At 29.0% G+C, this 18,599-nt stretch carries 15 protein-coding genes, 1 pseudogene and 1 other annotated feature; of the genes and pseudogenes, 13 read left to right on the forward strand and 3 right to left on the reverse strand.

Annotated features, from left to right (window positions below):
• The first annotated feature begins 10 nt into the window (after positions 1–10).
• The 11 genes and pseudogenes from KQI68_RS09240 to KQI68_RS09285 all read left to right on the forward strand — a co-directional run bounded on the left by KQI68_RS09240 (position 11) and on the right by KQI68_RS09285 (position 13,525).
• Positions 11–1,375 carry an MATE family efflux transporter gene (locus tag KQI68_RS09240; protein WP_216549836.1) on the forward strand — a complete coding sequence of 455 codons (1,365 nt, stop codon included), beginning with the start codon at positions 11–13 and terminating at the stop codon, positions 1,373–1,375.
• A gap of 239 nt (positions 1,376–1,614) precedes the next feature.
• Positions 1,615–2,025, forward strand: a complete 411-nt coding sequence (locus KQI68_RS09245; RefSeq protein WP_216549837.1) for a sigma-70 RNA polymerase sigma factor region 4 domain-containing protein — start codon at positions 1,615–1,617, stop codon at positions 2,023–2,025.
• A 416-nt stretch (positions 2,026–2,441) separates the two neighbouring features.
• Positions 2,442–2,609 (forward strand): aminoacyl-tRNA hydrolase, encoded by a 168-nt coding sequence (locus KQI68_RS09250; protein ID WP_216549838.1) that lies wholly within the window; start codon positions 2,442–2,444, stop codon positions 2,607–2,609.
• Between the two features lie 98 nt (positions 2,610–2,707).
• A complete protein-coding gene (locus tag KQI68_RS09255; protein WP_216549839.1) occupies positions 2,708–4,426 on the forward strand; it encodes a recombinase family protein in 1,719 nt (572 codons plus the stop codon).
• Positions 4,419–6,161, forward strand: a complete 1,743-nt coding sequence (locus KQI68_RS09260) for a recombinase family protein (RefSeq protein ID WP_216549840.1) — start codon at positions 4,419–4,421, stop codon at positions 6,159–6,161. Before KQI68_RS09255 ends, KQI68_RS09260 begins: the two co-directional genes overlap by 8 nt.
• Positions 6,154–7,674 (forward strand): recombinase family protein, encoded by a 1,521-nt coding sequence (locus tag KQI68_RS09265; RefSeq protein ID WP_216549841.1) that lies wholly within the window; start codon positions 6,154–6,156, stop codon positions 7,672–7,674. Before KQI68_RS09260 ends, KQI68_RS09265 begins: the two co-directional genes overlap by 8 nt.
• A 189-nt stretch (positions 7,675–7,863) precedes the next feature.
• Positions 7,864–8,667, forward strand: a complete 804-nt coding sequence (locus tag KQI68_RS09270) for a KilA-N domain-containing protein (protein ID WP_216549842.1) — start codon at positions 7,864–7,866, stop codon at positions 8,665–8,667.
• A gap of 81 nt (positions 8,668–8,748) precedes the next feature.
• Positions 8,749–9,111 (forward strand): annotated as a pseudogene (locus KQI68_RS10380) (ABC transporter ATP-binding protein); the annotation flags it as partial.
• On the forward strand, positions 9,100–10,053 hold the full coding sequence (locus KQI68_RS09275) for an ATP-binding cassette domain-containing protein (RefSeq protein WP_343221718.1): 954 nt from the start codon (positions 9,100–9,102) through the stop codon (positions 10,051–10,053). The pseudogene KQI68_RS10380 and the gene KQI68_RS09275, both read left to right, overlap by 12 nt.
• A gap of 21 nt (positions 10,054–10,074) precedes the next feature.
• On the forward strand, positions 10,075–11,796 hold the full coding sequence (locus tag KQI68_RS09280; protein ID WP_216549843.1) for an ABC transporter ATP-binding protein: 1,722 nt from the start codon (positions 10,075–10,077) through the stop codon (positions 11,794–11,796).
• Positions 11,789–13,525, forward strand: a complete 1,737-nt coding sequence (locus KQI68_RS09285; RefSeq protein ID WP_216549844.1) for an ABC transporter ATP-binding protein — start codon at positions 11,789–11,791, stop codon at positions 13,523–13,525. The genes KQI68_RS09280 and KQI68_RS09285 overlap by 8 nt, the downstream gene beginning before the upstream one ends.
• Positions 13,526–13,569: 44 nt before the next feature.
• Here KQI68_RS09285 and KQI68_RS09290 read toward each other — a convergent pair whose 3' ends face one another.
• Positions 13,570–14,226 carry a hypothetical protein gene (locus KQI68_RS09290; protein ID WP_216549845.1) on the reverse strand — a complete coding sequence of 219 codons (657 nt, stop codon included), beginning with the start codon at positions 14,224–14,226 and terminating at the stop codon, positions 13,570–13,572.
• Positions 14,227–14,359: 133 nt separating this feature from the next.
• Positions 14,360–14,593: a binding site (T-box leader), on the forward strand.
• A gap of 55 nt (positions 14,594–14,648) precedes the next feature.
• Between KQI68_RS09290 and brnQ the strand changes: the two genes are divergently transcribed.
• Both brnQ and KQI68_RS09300 read left to right on the forward strand, forming a co-directional pair.
• Positions 14,649–15,980 carry a branched-chain amino acid transport system II carrier protein gene (gene brnQ, locus KQI68_RS09295; protein ID WP_216549846.1) on the forward strand — a complete coding sequence of 444 codons (1,332 nt, stop codon included), beginning with the start codon at positions 14,649–14,651 and terminating at the stop codon, positions 15,978–15,980.
• A 92-nt stretch (positions 15,981–16,072) separates the two neighbouring features.
• Complete coding sequence (locus KQI68_RS09300) at positions 16,073–16,564, forward strand: methyltransferase family protein (RefSeq protein WP_216549847.1); 492 nt, start codon at positions 16,073–16,075, stop codon at positions 16,562–16,564.
• Positions 16,565–16,580: 16 nt separating this feature from the next.
• Here the strand turns inward: KQI68_RS09300 and KQI68_RS09305 are convergent, their stop codons facing one another.
• A complete protein-coding gene (locus tag KQI68_RS09305; RefSeq protein WP_216549848.1) occupies positions 16,581–17,309 on the reverse strand; it encodes a YfjL-like protein in 729 nt (242 codons plus the stop codon).
• 14 nt (positions 17,310–17,323) lie between these two features.
• Positions 17,324–18,532: a peptidase T gene (gene pepT, locus KQI68_RS09310; protein WP_216549849.1), complete on the reverse strand. Its 1,209-nt coding sequence runs from the start codon at positions 18,530–18,532 to the stop codon at positions 17,324–17,326.
• Positions 18,533–18,599: the final 67 nt, after the last annotated feature.

The following is an 18,599-nucleotide window of genomic DNA, read 5'->3' on the forward strand; positions in this document are numbered from 1 at the left end:
GGATGATTTTATGAAACAAGATATGAAAGAACAATTATTAACAAAAAGACCCATAGATTTACTTTTTCAATTATCTGTCCCTGCTGTAATAGGAATGATAGTAATAGGTCTTTATCCACTAATGGATGGAATTTTTGCAGGAAATATTATAGGACAAACTGCAATGACAGCTTGTGGTGTAGCTATGCCACTTACCTTTTTTAATAGTGGAGTATCTACACTCATAGGTGTAGGTTCAGCATCAGTTTTATCAAGAGCTATAGGAAAGGGTGACCAAAAAACAGTTGATAAAATTATGGGGAATTTAATCTTTTGGGTTATTCTATTCTCATCAATTATTACAATAGGCGGAATTTTACTTGCACCACATTTTTTAGATATGGTTGGAGCAAGTGGAGAAATTAAAGAATATGGTATCAGATATTTACGAGTAATTTTCATTGGTTCTTTATTTGTAAACTTTACTCAATCAGCAAACATGGTTATGCGTGGAGAAGGATTAATGAAAAAAGCAATGCTCATTATGGGGCTAGGGGCTTTTTTAAACATAATTCTTGATCCCATTCTAATGAAATTAATGGGAAAATATGCAATTGAAGGGGCTGCACTTGCAACTATTACAGCACAATTTGTTCAAGCAATAATAACACTCCATTACTTCAAATATAAAAGTAAAGCAGTAAAAATAAATAAAATTAAACCTGATCAGGAAATAAAAAAAGAAATGTTTGGCGTAGGGTCATCTGCTATGATGATGCAAATTTTATTTATGATTCAACAAACAATGCTATATAAAATGTCATTTAAATATGGCGGAGATACAAATGCTATCTTGATGGCAGCAACACTTAGAATATATGCCTTTTCATTCATTCCACTTTGGGGAATGAGTCAAGGTTTACAACCTGTAGTTGGTACAAATTTTGGAGCGAAAAAATACGACAGAGTAAAAGAAGCTATGAAAGTATTTTCTATCGGAGGATTAGTTCTTGCATCAATATTTTGGATACCAGCATTAGCATTTTCAAAGAATATTCTGTCTTTATTTGGAGTAGAAGAAAGTATTATAACTCAGGGAATAGAAAACTTTAGACTATTTTATTCTATCTTTATCCTATATGGAGTAATGGTAATGACTATAACATTCTTCCAATCAATAGGAAACGCTAAAAAAGCCGGCATAATAGTAATGCTAAGACAGTTATTTTTGTTCGTACCTGCCATGATTGTTTTACCAATGATATTTGGCGTTAAAGCAGTATGGTTTGCTGAACCCCTTGTAGATTTAATTATGATAATAGTTGGTGTAGTAATGATGTTTGGGGAACTAAATAGGATGGATAAAATTGGTTTGAAAAATTCAAGTAATGAATAATGAGTGGATTGATTTAAAAGAATGGAGGTAAAATATGCAAAAAAATATAATTAAAGTAAATTTACCTTTTTTCTTTGGTTTATGCTGTTTACAAGTTAGATAACTCAGTTAAAAAATTAAATACAATTACTATTAGAAAGAGTTTCTTTCATTCTAGAGGACTAACCATGCCCAAGAGCAGGAGTCCTCCTTTTTTTGTCTGAAAACATAAAGACAAAAAAAGAATGGAGGAAATATAAATGACAAAAGAATATTACCTTTATGTCGGTGGGCAAAAAATCAAAGTAAGTGAGCAGATATACAAAGTCTACTGGCAAGAAAGAGAACACGAAAAATATTTAGAGCAGGTGGACAAGAAAAACCACTTGCTATTTTTTTCGTCTCTAAATCACGATGGGAATTTTGAAGATAATCTAGAAGATAGAAATGTTGATGTTGAAAAAGTTGTAGCTACACAAATGATGATTGAAGCACTAAGAAATGCAATGTCAAAGTTAAATAAGGATGAACGGGAAATCATAGAAAGATTATATTTCAATGATGAAACACTTCGTGCAGTAGCAAAGACTAAAAATATCTCACATCCAACTTTAATTAAAAGACGAGATAAAATTTTAGAAAAACTAAAGAAATTTATAGAAGAACTATAAATTCTGGTTACCAAAGAGGGCAAATTTTCCTTTATAAAGTGAAGGGGAATTTTGTCCTCTTTTATATAAAAAAAGAAATTAATAGAAATTTGAACCTTGACAACTGAATAGACCAAGACAGGACATTAACCATTTGTGGAGCTTTATAATTTCTTCGCCATGACATTTCTGCTGATAAGGATTTCGGTTTAAATAAATACTCTAGTTAAAAGAAGGATAAAAGAAAACGAGCGACAAAAAGAAATTATATATTCAGCTTAGGAAACTGATGCATTGAAGCAAATGGGGATAATGATACTTCTACAGTTGTTGCCGGCTCATCTTGAAAAGGGGCGGTGGTGAAATTCCAATGTCGTGACCTACACGCCTGTTAATGTCAAAAAACTTAAAAAAATTAAAGATAAGGAGAAGATATTATGTGTGATGAACATAATATAAATACAGAAATGAAAACAGATAAAAAAGATAAACATATGATAAATCAAATTGATGGTTGGAATATAGAAGTTAAATTTAATGAAAATGGATTTAGTTTAGAAAATTTAGTAGAGGAATACATCAAAGAAAAAATTTCTGTCTATTAGGGGCTGACAAAAAATATAAGGAGCGTTATAATATTTTTGTGGAAGCCTAACCTTGGTTCGATTTATTGTATGTAAATTGAATTAAAGGAGGCTTTTTTATGTTTAAAAACAATTTAGCAAAAGAAAATTTGGCAGTTATGTATTTAAGATTATCAAAAGAAGATGGCGAAAAAACAGAAAGTAACTCTATATCCAATCAAAGAGAAATTATAAACTCTTATGCAAGAAGAAATCAAATTCCAATAGTCAAAGAGTATGTAGATGATGGATATTCAGGTGCAAATTTTGATCGTCCCAATTTTAAAGAAATGATAAAGGCTGCCTATGATAGAAAGTTCAATACAATTATTGTAAAGGACTTATCAAGATTCGGAAGAGATTATATAGAAGCTGGAAAATATATTCAAAGAATATTTCCGGAAAATGGTATAAGATTTATATCAGTAAATGACAATTACGATAGTAAAAGTGCAGATATAAACGATACACATCTTATACTTCCTATAAAAAACTTCATCAATGACAGTTATTGCCGAGATATTTCCAATAAGGTAAAAAGCTCTCAAAAGATAAAAAGAGAAAAAGGAGACTTTATCAGTGCTTTTGCACCTTATGGATATAAAAAGTCTGAGGAGAATAAAAACAAGTTAGTGATTGATAAAGAGATATCGGATATTATCAAAAATATATTTGATATGAAACTCTTGGGATATTCCTCAAAGGCAATTGCAGATGAACTAAATCATTTAGGAGTTTTAACTCCAAGAAAATATAAAGAAAGTCAAGGATTTAAGTGTAATGGATTTCAAAATACAAAAGGTGGAACTTGGTCAGCAAAGACAGTAAATAGAATTATAGAAAATGAAGTATATATTGGTAATACATTGCAGGGAAAGAGTGTTACTTTAAGTTATAAAAATAAAAAGCAGATAGAAAAAGAGAAAGAAGAATGGATAAGAGTAGAAAATACCCATGAAGCAATTATAAGTAAAGAAGTTTTTACTATTGCAAATACTATGTTAAAAAGAGATTTGAATAATTCTCGTGGAAAGGACAAAATTGATATTTTTACAGGAATGCTTTTTTGTAAAGAATGTGGAAGTTCTTTGATTAGAAGGACTGTAAAGTATAAAAAAAGAGAAGAGGTTTTTTATATATGCTCAAAGTACAACAAGGAAAAATCTTGCACAAGACACAGCATAAAAGAAGAAACCTTGATAAAAGCAGTATCTAAAATAATGAAGTCCTACATTGAATTTAATGAAAATCTATATTCTAAAGTTCAGCGTATAGATATAAATAAAAATTTGAAAGACAATCAAATTCCTATACTAAAACGAGAAAAAGCAATGACAGAAGAACTCTTATCTTCCCTATACCTTGACCTAAAAGAAGATGTTATTAGTAAAGAAGAATATCAACTTTTTAGAAAAAACTATACAGAGAAACTGACTAAATTAGATGAAAGTATCGAGTATAGATTGAAAAAACAGGAATATACTAAGGATAAGATTGACAAAAATAAGAGTTGGATCATCGACATTAACAAGTATAAAAATTTATCGGAAATAGATAGATTGTCTGTTGTGATGCTCATTGATAAAATTTTTATTTCTGAAGATAAGACGATAGATGTTAGGTTTAATCATACCGAAGAATTGTCTTTACTTGAAGAAATGACAAAAATGGATAAGTCAGACATTAAATCTAACACCATAAAAAAGAAAAGTATCGATATAAGCAGGAAGTCAAAAACTATCCCCACTGTTATGAATAAAAGTCTTGTAAGTGCTGAAAGTGAGGTATGCTATGGCTAGAACAAAAAATAGGCATATATCACAATCAGAAACAGAAGTTGGAAAGGTGATTGAAAAAATATACATTGCCGGTATTTATGCTAGGTTATCACAGGAAAGAAAGGAAGCTTACAGGGATAAAAGTAATTCACTTGAAATGCAGGAAGAACTTTGTATAAATGCTGCAAAAGAAAAAGATATAAAGATTTTAAGAGTATACAAGGACTATGAATATTCTGGAACAAATTTTAAAAGACCTGCATTTATTGAAATGATGGAAGATATCCGAACAGGTAGGATAAATTGTATCATAGTAAAAGATATGTCAAGGTTTGGTAGAGAGTATTTAGAAATCGCAAACTATATCGAAAAAGTATTTCCATTTTTGGGAGTTCGATTTATTTCCGTAAATGATAATCTGGATACCAAAGACGGTATAAAATCAGATCAGAGTTATGAAATAGCAATAAAAAATATCTTCAATGATTTATACGCAAAAGATATTTCAAAGAAAATAAAAGCCTCTAAAGAAATAAAAATGAAACAAGGGTCTTTTATAGGAGCAATGGCTCCGTATGGCTATAAGGTTGATAAAATTGATGGAAAAAGAGTTCTGATGATGGACGAAAAGGCAGCAGATGTAGTAAGACTTATCTTTTATATGGCAAGTCAAGGTAAATCCAATATGCAAATAGCAAGAGAATTGACTAAAACATATACGACACCTGATGAATATAAAAGAACAGGTAAAATTTTTAAGGATAAAGAAGATACAAAACAATGGGATATTTCTTATATATCAAAAATGCTTTCTGATGAAGTATATATTGGGAATTTGATTCAAAGAGTATACTCAAATAGACATGATCCAAGTAGGAAAAGTAAGTTTCGTGATAAAGAAGAGTGGATTATAACAGAGAACACCCACAAAGGGTTAATAGACAAAACTACATTTGAAAATATCAGAGAGATAAAGGAGAAAAAACAAAACTATCTACCTTACCATTCACTGAAAAACATAATAAAAGACGGAAAAGAAAATGTTGGAGTAAAAATTCAAAGAGATCATAAAAAAGAAGGAAAGTATGACGACCTCATACAGTGCAGTGTTTGTGGCAGATATTTGAAAAAACAATATGGACCACGAGGACTGAAATATAATGATGAGATTTGCTATTGTTATTATTGTAAAGGTGGAGACAGATTAAAACTAGAAAAATCTCATGTCAGAATATATGAAACAGACCTAGACAAAATTTTAGTAGATACCTTTAAAAGACTGTTTTCAAGCTTTTATAAAAAGGATAAAAGATTACAACTAAAAATATATTTAGAAAATATAAGTGCTGAAAAGATAAATCAAGTTTCTATAAAAACAGATGTAAATAATAAAAAGATTGCTTCTCTTAGGATCAATCTACAAGAACAATATGAAAACTATGTTAAAGGAGAGGTTCTTTTAAGTGATTTTAAAATAGAAAGTAAAAAAATAAATAATCAAATAAAAACCTTAAAAAATGAGTTAAAAGTTTTTGATGAAAGAATAAGAAATATAAAAAATAAAAAAAGAGAAATTATAGAATTTATAGATGCACTATTTTGCTGCTTGGATGATAAAAGCATAGAAGTTGATAAAGAATTGGTCGATACATTAATTAGCCATATAGAAATATCAGAGTATAAGCAGGTTACCATATATTTTAAGTTTAATCTTGATAAAGATATGGGAAAGCAGTTGGAGGTAGAGCATGAATAAGATAGCTATATATTTAAGACTTTCTGAAGAAGATTATCACAAAGTAGATGAAAGTGTAAGTATAGTAAATCAAAGAGATTATATAAAAAGCTACATTGAAAATGAAACCTCTTTAAAAAGTTGTGAAATAGAAGAATATGTAGATGATGGATATTCTGCTACTAATACAAATAGACCTTCATTTTTAAGGCTTATTGAGGATATAAAGAGTGGTAAAGTAGGAACTATAATTGTAAAAGATATGTCTAGGTTTTCAAGAGATTATATTTTGCTTGGGGATTACTTAAGCAATATATTACCATTTCTAAAAATACGATTTATTGCTATTAATGACAACTATGATTCTTTAAAAGAACAAGGCAATGGCTTAGATACAGATACACAGTTTAAGACATTGTATTATGATTTATTCAGTAAGGAATTATCTGAAAAGGTAAGAAGTTCTATTAGGCAAATTAAATCGCAGGGGAAAAATATAAATTGGGCAGCACCTTTTGGATATATTAAAGATCCTAAAGATAAACATAGTATTATCATTGATGAAAAAACAGCTTTTATAGTTAAAGAAGCTTTTGATTTATTGCTAAAAGGATATTCGTGTATTCAAGTGGCTAATATATTTAATGAAAAAGGTTATATTACACGCTCTGAACGAAAAGAAGAACTGAAACTTTCTGATTATACTGGAAATTTAATTACTGGAAGTGAGGTAAAGAAAAGAGTTTGGACAAACGCAGCTATCTCACAGATTACAAGGAACGAACTATATACAGGAGATTATGTATATAATAAATTCAAAGAAACAAAAATAGGTGGAAGAAAAAGAATTTTACTTCCTGAAGAGGAGTGGAAAATTCTTCCAAATACCCATGAAGCGATTATTTCAAGAGAAGTATTTGATGAGGTAAAGAAAATAAAAGAAAAAAGAAGTTTTGGAGGATATACAGGAAATAAAAATCGTTCTATTTTTTCTGATAAGATTTTTTGTAAAGAATGTGGTAGACATATGAGTTTTCGCAGTGATATTAGACAAAAGAAAAATTCAGATAAAATATACAAGTATAAAAGTTATTATTGTAATTTATGTAAAGCTGAGAAAACACCAAACAATATCAAAGAGAAAGATATTATTGAACTTATAAAACCCAAATTAAAAGATTTTAAGATTCAAAACACATTAAATGAAGAGAAAGTCATAGAACACAAGAATGTGAAAGAAGAGATTCTAAAGGAAATATCCATATTAAACAGTAATTTACAAATCATCTATGAAAACTATAAAAAGAAAAATATTTCAAAAGAGGACTATTTAAAGGAAAAAACTTTTATCCAAGATAAAAAGATATTATTGGAGAGTAAATTGGAAGAATTGAAGTCAGAGAAGATTGATTCAAGGAAAGAAACGGATATTACAGTCTTAGACGAAGAAAGTTTATTGAAGGCTTATTTAGACAATAAAATTGATAAGATAATTGTATCAAGAAGTGAAGAAATAGAAATTGTAGAAATATAGATGGATAGTATTAAAAGTAACTCATAATCTCGCCAACTTTAATTTTAATACGCCAAAATGTAAATAATGGCGAGAAAATTTGCGGAAATAAATAGTACTGTTTACTATGAGTTGATAGGGTAAATCTTTAGGAACAAACAAAAAAATGATATAATTATAGTTAAAATGAGATATTGTGAGGTGATTTTTGTGTCTAAAATAAATGTAGAAGGATCAGAAATTAGCATTATTGCCATAGATAATAGAGATTATATTTCTTTAACCGACATGGTTAGAAATGTTGAAAATGGTGTGGCACTGATAGAAAAATGGCTAAGGAATAAAAATACAATTGAATTTTTAGGAATATGGGAAGAAATGTATAATGCGAATTTTAATTCCACCGAATTCGAGGGAATTAAAAATGAAGCAGGTTTTAATCGTTTTATTTTATCGGTTAAACAATGGGTCAATAAGACGAATTCTATCGGAATTATTGCCAAAGCAGGAAGATATGGTGGAACATATGCACATAAAGACATAGCTTTTGAATTTGCGTCTTGGGTATCACCTTATTTTAAGCTCTATCTTATTAAAGAGTTTGAGCGCTTAAAAGAAGAAGAACAAAAACAATTAGGTTGGGATATCAAGAGGAATTTAGCTAAGATAAATTACAAAATTCATACAGATGCAATTAAGAATAAACTTGTCCCTGAAAAATTATCAAAGGAAAGAATAAACTATATCTATGCAAGTGAAGCAGATATATTAAATGTAGCTTTGTTTGGAATGACAGCAAAAGAATGGCGTGAAAATAATCCGGAGTTAAAAGGAAATATGAGAGACTATGCTGATATATCACAATTAGTGTGTTTATCAAATCTTGAGAACTTAAATGCTGTTTTTATAAATGAGGGAATGGATGCAACTGATAGGATAGAAAAATTAAATGCAATTGCTATTGAACAAATGAGGATTCTAACAGAAAGTGAACGTATAAAAAAGTTAAAATAAAAGTTTTGTATATAAATTAGGCGATAGAAATATCGTCTAATTTTATGTAACAATTGCTTGACATTGTAGGGGAAAACTACTCTTACTAGACTTATAAATGGTCTTGCTTATAAATTTTATGACGGAGTAGTAAATGGAGAAATAAAAATTGATGGCGAGAATCTTTTGGAAAAAGAATTATATGATATTGGAAAAAAAGTAGGATCAATCTTTCAAAATCCAAAAAGTCAATTTTTTGCTGATAATGTAGAAGATGAAATTGCCTTTGGTCTTGAAAATTATGGACTTGAAAGAGAGGAAATAGATAGGAGAATAAAAAAAGCTCTCTCTTCAATTAATGGATATGATTTGATACATGAAAATTTATTTCATCTATCAAGCGGAGAAAGGCAGAAGGTTGCCATTGCTTCAATTAATGCACTTGATCCACCAATTTATGTATTTGACGAGCCATCATCTAATCTAGATATGAAAAGCGTTGAAGTTTTGAGAAATTTAATGCTCTCTTTAAAAAATGAAGGGAAGACAATAATTGTTTCAGAGCACAGAATTTATTATTTAAAAGATATTGTAGATAGATTTTATTATTTAGAAGATGGTGAGATAATAGATTCCTTTACAGGAGATGAACTAAATTCATTTGCAGATGAGTTTTTTATAGATAAGGGACTTAGATTTTATTCACTTGATAAAGTTATTACCAACACTCAAAAATTAAATGAAGTTAACTCATTGGACTTGGATAAAATTTCATTTTCATATAATAAAAAACAAGTTTTTAAAAATTTATCTTATTCTTTTAAGAGTGGGAATATTTATGGAATTATTGGAGATAATGGTGCTGGTAAAAGCACATTGTTTAAGTTATTATCAGGGCTTTTAAAAGAAAAGAGTGGGAAAATTTCAATTAATGGAAATGTTTTAAATAAAAGAAAAAGACTAAAGAAAATATTTTATTTGTCTAATAATGCAGATAGTAATTTATTTGAAGCTTCTTTGGAAGATGAATTAAAGCTAAATGATCCTGAGGCCGATGTAGATAAAATTTTAAAAGATTTTAAGTTGGAAAGTGTAAAAGACTTACATCCACAAATTTTATCAGGCGGGCAGAAGCAAAGGTTAACAATTGCTGTATCTGAACTTTTAGAAAGAAATGTATATTTATTTGATGAGCCAACAAGCGGATTAGATGGAAATAATATGAGAATTATTTCTCGAAAATTAAAAGAATTACAAGAAAAACAAAAATTAATTTTATTAATTTCACACGATTATGAATTTTTAATGAATACTTGTAATATAATTTTGCACTTAGATCAAAATAATTTTAAGGAATTTAATTCGGAAAAAGATAAAGATAAAATTTTAAAAATCTTATTAAAATAAATTAACAAAAGGAAGGATTTTATGGATTTAATAAAACAATATGTAAATAAAAGAAAGGGATCATACTTTTTATCTGTTATTTTAGCAATAATTGGAGTTGTGGCTGGTCTTTTTTCATATGTTTATATGGCAAAAATTATTGTGAATATACTTGAGGGCATAAGTGATATAAGTATATATAAATCACTTTGCTTGATGATTTTACTCTTATTTGTTATAAAAGAAATTGCAGCAGGAATATCAACAAGTATTTCTCATACGGCAACCTTTAATTCATTAGGAGAAATTAGAAATGATATTTCAAAAAAATTATTTAAGATGCCATTGGGTGATGTGCTATCAAGATCATCTGGAGAACTTAAAAATATTATAATAGAACAAGTTGATAGCATGGAAACATCACTTGCCCACCTAGTACCAGAATTTACGGCAAACTTAGTAGGACCTGTTCTATTATTTATTTATATGTTTACCTTAGATTGGCGATTGACCTTGCTATCACTAATTCCTTTTGTGGTAGGAATGGCTACCATGATGTCTGTTATGAATGCTCATTATAAGGAAATGTTTGGAAAGTCAGTTGCCATTGGTCAACATATGAATAATTCCATTGTTGAGTATATCAATGGGATAGAAGTAATAAAGACCTTTAATCAAAGCGAATCATCTTATAAAAAATACGCTGATGCAGTTTATAACAATGCAAGTTTTTATTATAACTGGATGGGTGAATCTATGAATAGGGTTGCAATAGGAAGACTTCTTTCTCCTATGGGAATTATTACAATCATACCCTTTGGGATTTTATTTTATATAAATGGAAGTATTGATTTAGGAAATTTAATTACCTTAATCGTATTATCCTTTGCTACGGTTTCTAGCATTTTAAAAATCATGAACTATATGGATGATATGTCAAGAATATCAACTATAACTTCTGAAATAGGAAAAATTTTAGATTCAAGAGAGCTTGAAAATGAAGAAAAAGGTATAAGTGAAAAAGATTATAGCATAAAACTTGAAAATATTGAATTTTCTTATGAAGAGGATAAAAAGGTTATTGATGATATAAGTTTTGATATTAATCCTAATTCAGTTTCAGCCTTAGTTGGTCCATCAGGATCTGGGAAATCTACTCTTGCAAAACTTATTGCAGGTTTTTGGAATGTGGATAAGGGAAATATAAAGATTGGGGGAGTTGATACTCGCCATATGTCCCTTGAGAAATTATCATCACTAATATCCTTTGTTTCTCAAGATAATTTCTTGTTTGATATGTCAATAAAAGAAAATATTAGAATAGGTAAAAAAGATGCAAGCGATGAAGAAATAATAGAAGTGTGCAAAAAATCAGCCTGCCATGATTTTATAATGAATCTATCAGATGGATATGATACAAAAGTTGGTGAAGGAGGTGGACATCTATCAGGTGGAGAAAGACAGAGAATATCTATTGCAAGAGCCATGCTTAAAGATGCTCCAATTATAATTTTAGATGAAGCAACTTCATACATCGACCCTGAAAATGAAGCATTAATTCAAAATGCCTTGGCAAATCTAGTCGCAGGAAAAACTTTGCTTATTATAGCTCACAGGTTAAAGACAGTTACAGACGCAGATAAAATATTTGTAATTAATAATGGAAAATTAGATGCAGAAGGAAGTCATGAAGAACTTCTCAAATCATCTAGCTTATATAAAGAAATGTATGAGTCAAGCTTAAGGGGTGAAGAAAATGCTTAAAGTTTTTAAAAAGATATGGAATTTTTCTAAAGAGGAACAAGGAAATATAAAAAAATCTATTATTGCAGGACTACTCCACGCAATCTTTAATGCTCTTGAGTTTGGAGCAATTTATTATATGCTAGTAAGTATTTTTAATAAAAGCATAAACTACAAGAGTATATTTGTTAGCCTAGGGATATTATTAGTATCTTTAATTGGCAAAATTCTTACTCAAAAAATATCTCAAATGGCACAGACTCATGCAGGATATTTTATGGCAGCCCATAAGAGGATAGAAATAGGAGAAAAGATAAAAAGAGTTCCTATGGGTTTCTTTTCAAGCTTTTCACTAGGAAGATTAACTACTATTTCCACATCTTCACTTTCCCAAGCGGAAATGTGGGTGCCTATGCTTTTGGTTCTTGTACTTGGTGGAGTTTTAAATACTTTAGTTTTTGTCCTTGGAACTTTAATTTTTAATGTAAAGATAGGGCTTGTTGCAGTAGCAGGTGTAATAGTTTTCTTTATAGTTACGTCAATGATGGAGAAAAAATCATCAGCCAATGCAGACAAGATGACAGAAACACAAACAAGACTTACAAAAGAAGTATTAGCAACTTTACAAGGTATGCAGGTTATAAAATCCTATAATCTTGGTGGAGAAAATAACAGAGCTTTGAGAAAGTCTATAAAAGATACATCAAGAATACTCTTTGACCTAGAAAAATCTGTTGCACCATACACAGTTATTCAAAGAATTGTAATGGGAATAACAACAATATTTATGGTCTATGTATCATTAAAATTAAATTTATCTGGTGAACTTCCACTTGCTGAAACAATTCTTATGATTATGGCATCCTTTATTATCTTTGAAGGATTAATCGGGGCAGGATCAAACATGGCAATCCTAAGAGCTTGCGAAAATGCCATAGATTCAGTTGGTTTTATAGACTCTATGCCTGATATGAAAGAAGGAAGTATTACAGAACCAATAAAAAATCACAATATAGAATTTAAAAATGTGAGATTTTCTTATGATGACAGACCAATTTTAAAAAATGTTTCAGCTGAGATAAAAGAAAATACCATGACTGCCATAGTTGGTCCATCGGGATCTGGTAAGACAACATTTTGTAATCTCATAGCGAGATTTTGGGATGTAAATTCTGGCGAAATTTTAATAGGTGGAGAAAATATTAAAAATTATAAGATAGAAAATCTTATGAATTCAATTTCCATGGTATTTCAAGATGTCTATTTATTTGAAGATACAATTGAAAACAACATAAAATTTGGAAAACAAAATGCAAGCCATGAAGAAGTAATAGAAGCTGCTAAAAAAGCAAGATGTCATGAATTTATAGAAAGTCTGCCAGAAGGCTACGACACTTTAATCGGAGAAGGAGGAGCGAGCCTTTCAGGAGGAGAAAAACAAAGAATTTCCATAGCAAGAGCTATGCTAAAAGATGCTCCAATAATTATTTTTGATGAAGCAACAGCAAATATTGACCCAGAAAATGAAGACAAATTAAAAGAAGCAATAGAGTCACTAACAAAAGATAAAACAGTAATAATGATTGCCCATAGGCTAAAGACAATTAGAAATGCAGATCAAATTTTAGTTTTAAAAGATGGAGAAATTGTCGAAAGAGGAAATCACGATGAACTTATTAAAAACAATGGCATATATTCAGATTTAATAAATGCAAAATCTAAGGCTGAGTCCTGGAAATTAAATAATTAAGACAAAACCCACAACATTAAGTTGCGGGTTTTTAAATTACATATTTACTTTATTATAAAGTTGCTGCCATGTCTTTTAACATCATGATTTGAATTTTCCAAGAATCCTTTTAAAAGTTCTTCTCGAAGTTTTAAGTATTTGCTATCGCTATTATTTGCATTAATCTCTACATTTTCTTGAACATGAAAACTTTCATGGTCATCATGATCATGTTCCCCTGCACAAGAATTATCAAGGCTATCTTCTGGATTAATTTCAAGTGGATTATCTTCATACTTCTTATGAGTATTTACATTTAAAATTAAATTTAAATCTCCATTAGCATCAACTGCTGCAGTTAGTGCATGATCGCATGGCATTCCATCTAAGATAATTTTGTTTACGAAGTCGAAAATTTCTTCATTACTTTCTAATTTATCTGGAGCTATTTCTCTTCCAAATTCATATGCCTTTTCGTAAATATTTTCACCATTATTAATTGCATAGGCAAGTCTTGATTCAACTACATCAATCTTTGCAGATAAAAATCCGTGAATATTATCTTGATCTAAAATATCTTTTAGATTATCTAGTGGAACTGGCGGCATAATTTTATTTAACTCATTAAGCTTATCTTCTGATAAAAGTCTTTCTGTAATCTTATCTTGAAATTTTATTTTCTCATACATTAAATAATGTATAGGTCCTAAACTACTACTCATTTTCAACCTCCCTTAATAATAATTATAATCAAATGATATATGTTTTACTACTAAATTTAGAAAAAAATAAAATTTTTATTTGACAAAGAAAATAAATAGTTTTATAATTAGCTTTATTAAAAATAATTTTATTAAAAAAATATTGGAAAAAAAGAGTAGACTTATTAAAGTTTTTAGAGAGTAGGTGCTTGGTGAAAACCTATAATGGAGATAAGTTCGAAAATCATTTTTCTTAATGCAATTCTGAACTTTAGTAAGAGTTGCCGCTTTAGTAGGCGTTATTTATACTCGGCATTGATAGATGCTTGTTAAGAGTGCTTACATAATTGTAAGAATTAAGGTGGTAACGCGGAATTTCGTCCTTTGTCTTTATAGACAAGGGACTTTTTTTATTTAATAAAATTTAATTTTAGGAGGTAAAAATGAAAAAATTATCAAAAAGTCAGTTTTCACAAGTAAGCATAATGTTATTTGGTTTATTTTTTGGAGCGGGAAATCTAATTTTTCCACCTTTACTAGGTAATCAGGCTGGTAGCAATACATTTGTTTCTCTACTTAGTTTTTCAGTTACTGCCGTTTTATTTCCAATATTTGGAGCAATAGCAGTGGGAAAGACAGATGGGCTTAAAAATCTTGCAAACAGAGTAAATCCAATTTTCTCATTAGTATTTACAACTGCAATATATTTATCAATAGGACCTGGACTTGGAATACCAAGAGCGGGATCAGTTCCTTTTGAAATGGCAATTGCTCCATATATACCAGCAAGTTTTAATATGAACTTAGCACGACTTGTATATACTTTTGTATTTTTTGCAATTGCAATGTGGATATGCTTAAAACCAAATAAATTAGTTGAAAGAGTCGGAAAATATTTGACACCAGTGCTTATCTTACTTATAACTATAATGTTTGTAAGAGTTATGTTTTTACCAAAAGAAGTTGCTGTTGCTACTGGAGATTATTTAAAGGCACCAGTAGTCAAAGGTTTCTTAGCAGGATATGAAACAATGGATGCAGTTGCAGCTCTTAATTTTGGTTTTGTTGTCACTCTTGCTATAAGAAGATTTGGAATTGAAGATAAGAAAGATGTAACTAAATATACTGTTAAGGCAGGATTAGTTGCAGGATTTGTATTATTTGTAATATATGCAATGCTTTCAACTATAGGAGCAGTAACTTCTAAGGCTTTTGCAGGTTCAGAAAATGGGGCTGTAGTTTTGACAGAAGCTGTGAAACTTGTGCTAGGAAATTCAGGTTTAGTACTGCTTGCAATGATTTTTACACTTGCTTGTCTTACAACATGTGTAGGACTTATATCAAGTGGATCTGAATATTTTTATACATTATTTAAAAAGAAATTGTCTTACAGTGCATGGGTTGTAATATGGACATTATTTTCATTTTTAATGGCAAACTTTGGACTTAATAATTTGCTTGCATTATCAGTGACACTTCTTACTATAATATATCCAGTTGCGCTTGTATTAATAGCAATGGGAATAACTTCAGATTTTGTAAATTATTCTAAATTAACATATAAGGCAACTGCTTTATTTTCAGTAGGTTTTCCTTTAATATCTGTGCTTTCAAGCACATTAAATGTTAATTTACCTTTATTAACTAATTTAGAAAAATCATTACCACTTTCTCAATATGGACTTTCATGGTTACTTCCAACTTTAGCAGCCATAGTTTGTGTAGAATTTGCAATGAAACTTTCTAGTGTAAAAGTTTTAAATTATAATAATTAATTAAAAAAATGCGGTTGAGTTTAATCTTAACCGCATTTTTGATATTTAATATTATTTAGTTTTGTGATATAAATTTTATAAGGAGGAGCAAAATGAAAAATAAAATGCCTGTATTTGGAGTCGGTCCAATTTATGTAATAAGTATTTTTATATTAACTTTATTTGGAATATATCTTGATAAAAGTGGAAAGATTGTTTCTGGAAAAATTTTTGCTTTTAATAATTTATTTAAATTTATAGGAATATTATTAATTATTTTTGGAATTTTTCTTTGGATTTATGCAGTAATTTTTCAAAAGATAAATATAAGAATAGGGGAAGATAAACTTTTGACAAATGGTGTTTATAGTATTGTGAGAAATCCAGTTTACTCTGCTTTTACATTTATTTTAACAGGAATAATATTTTTTAGATGCAATTTATTTCTTTTAATTTTTCCAATTGTTTTTTACATATATCTTAGCCTTTTAATGATAAATACTGAAGAAAAATGGTTAGAGGATAAGTTTGGATATGAATACATAAATTATAAAAATAATGTAAATAGAATTATTCCTTGGTTTAGACATAAAAATAGCCGCTAGTTTTAGCGGCTTACTTTTATTCTTTAGTTGTTGTATTTTGAATATTGTGTAAATTCCTTAATTCATTAATATCTCCATTTATGATTATTTCACTTGGTATATCAGATATAGAAAGTGCATTTTCCCAAGTTTTTGCTTCTCCATTTTCTGCTCTATCTTTCATTGGAATGAGAATAATGCTGTACTTTCTTATTTCAAAATTTTCTTTATCTAATATTTTTTGAAGTTCTTGTAATATTTTCATCGCTTCTTCAAAAGTTAAATTATTTGAAAATCCTAGAACCCCAGCTGAAACTTTAAGTGGGAAATTTTTAAAATCAACTTTTTCATCTAATTTTAATAAATCTAAATTATTACCATCATCTAGTATTGAAAGTGATATTTCATAATTAAAATTATTTTCTTTTTCTAAAAATTTTCCATAATTACGAATCTCATTTTCAAAACGCAAAAAAGTGTTAAATAATCTGTCATCAAAATTATCTGATTTTAATCTACCAGAGCTATCATAAGATAGAAGAAATGTAGTGTCCACACTATTTTCATCTTGAAGTCTAATATTATAGTATCCATCCTTAAAATTATAAAAAATTTTATCTCTTTCAAGATTTAGATTTCCATAATTTTCTTTGATGTATTTATCTTCAGAATTATTTACTATAAATTTTGAAATAGGATTTCCAAAAAATAAATTTATAACAAATAAGATTATAACAATGAAGATTGATAGAATTATTCTTTTCATGATAAACTCATAAATTATTCAGCGAGTAATGTAATAATATTTTTTACAACTTCCTTTGATTTTTTCATTTGGTCTAAACTTACAAGTTCATAACGACCGTGGAAGTTTCTGCCTCCAGTAAATAGGTTAGGTGTTGGAAGACCCATAAAGGATAATTTAGATCCGTCTGTTCCTCCACGCACTGGTCCTATTTCAGGAGTAACGCCAGCTTTTTCAAATGCCTTCTTTGCAAGCTCAATAATTTCCATATGATTTTCAATTTTTTCTCTCATATTATAGTATTGATCCTTTATTTCTATTTTTATTCTGTCATCATATTTCTTATTTAGAAAATTTACTATTTCTTTAAATAAATTCTTTCTATTTTCAAAAACTTCTCTTGAATGGTCACGAATTATATAGCTCATTGAAGTGGATTCCACAGTTCCATTAATTGAAGTTAAAAGAGAAAATCCTTCGTAGCCTTCAGTGTATTCAGGTCTTTCATTAACTGGAAGAAGTGAGTTTAATTCCATTGCAATAAGTTGAGAGTTAACCATTGTATTTTTTGCACTTCCTGGATGAACATTTTTGCCTTCAATTTCAATTTTGCAACTTGCTGCATTAAATGTTTCGTATTCTAGCTCGCCAATTGGTCCACCGTCAACTGTAAAAGCAAAGTCAGCTCCAAAGTTTTTCACATCAAATTTATCTGCACCTCTTCCAATTTCTTCATCGGGAGTAAAGGCAATTTTAATATCTCCATATTTTGCATCTTTGTCATTCATTAGTTCTTCTATTGCAGTTATTATAATTGCAATTCCTGCCTTGTCATCTGCACCAAGAAGAGTATTGCCATCAGTTGTAATAATTGTTTCGCCCTTTAAGTCTTTTAAAAATGGGAAATCTTCTACAGTTGAAGTAAATTTATCATTAAGAACAATGTCCTCGCCATCATAATTTTCTATAATTCTTGGCTTAACATCTTTTCCGCTCATATCAGGAGAAGTGTCCATGTGTGAAATAAATCCAACAGTCTTAGAAGACTTTGAATTTCCAGAAATACTTCCATAAACATATCCATATTCATCTACACGAGCATCAATTCCAAGTCCCTTTAATTCATCTACTAAATAATTTGCAAGATTTAGCTGAATTTTTGTAGATGGAATTGTATTTGAATTTTCGTCACTTGTTGTTTCAAAAGAAACATAATTTAAAAATCTATTTTGTAAATTTTTCATATTGCCTCCTATAATATAATTTTATCACAAAATTTAAAGTTGAAAATATTAGTTGCTAAATGGGTAA

The organism is Peptoniphilus ovalis, from assembly GCF_018919265.1.
GTDB classification, from domain to species: Bacteria; Bacillota; Clostridia; order Tissierellales; family Peptoniphilaceae; genus Peptoniphilus_A; species Peptoniphilus_A ovalis.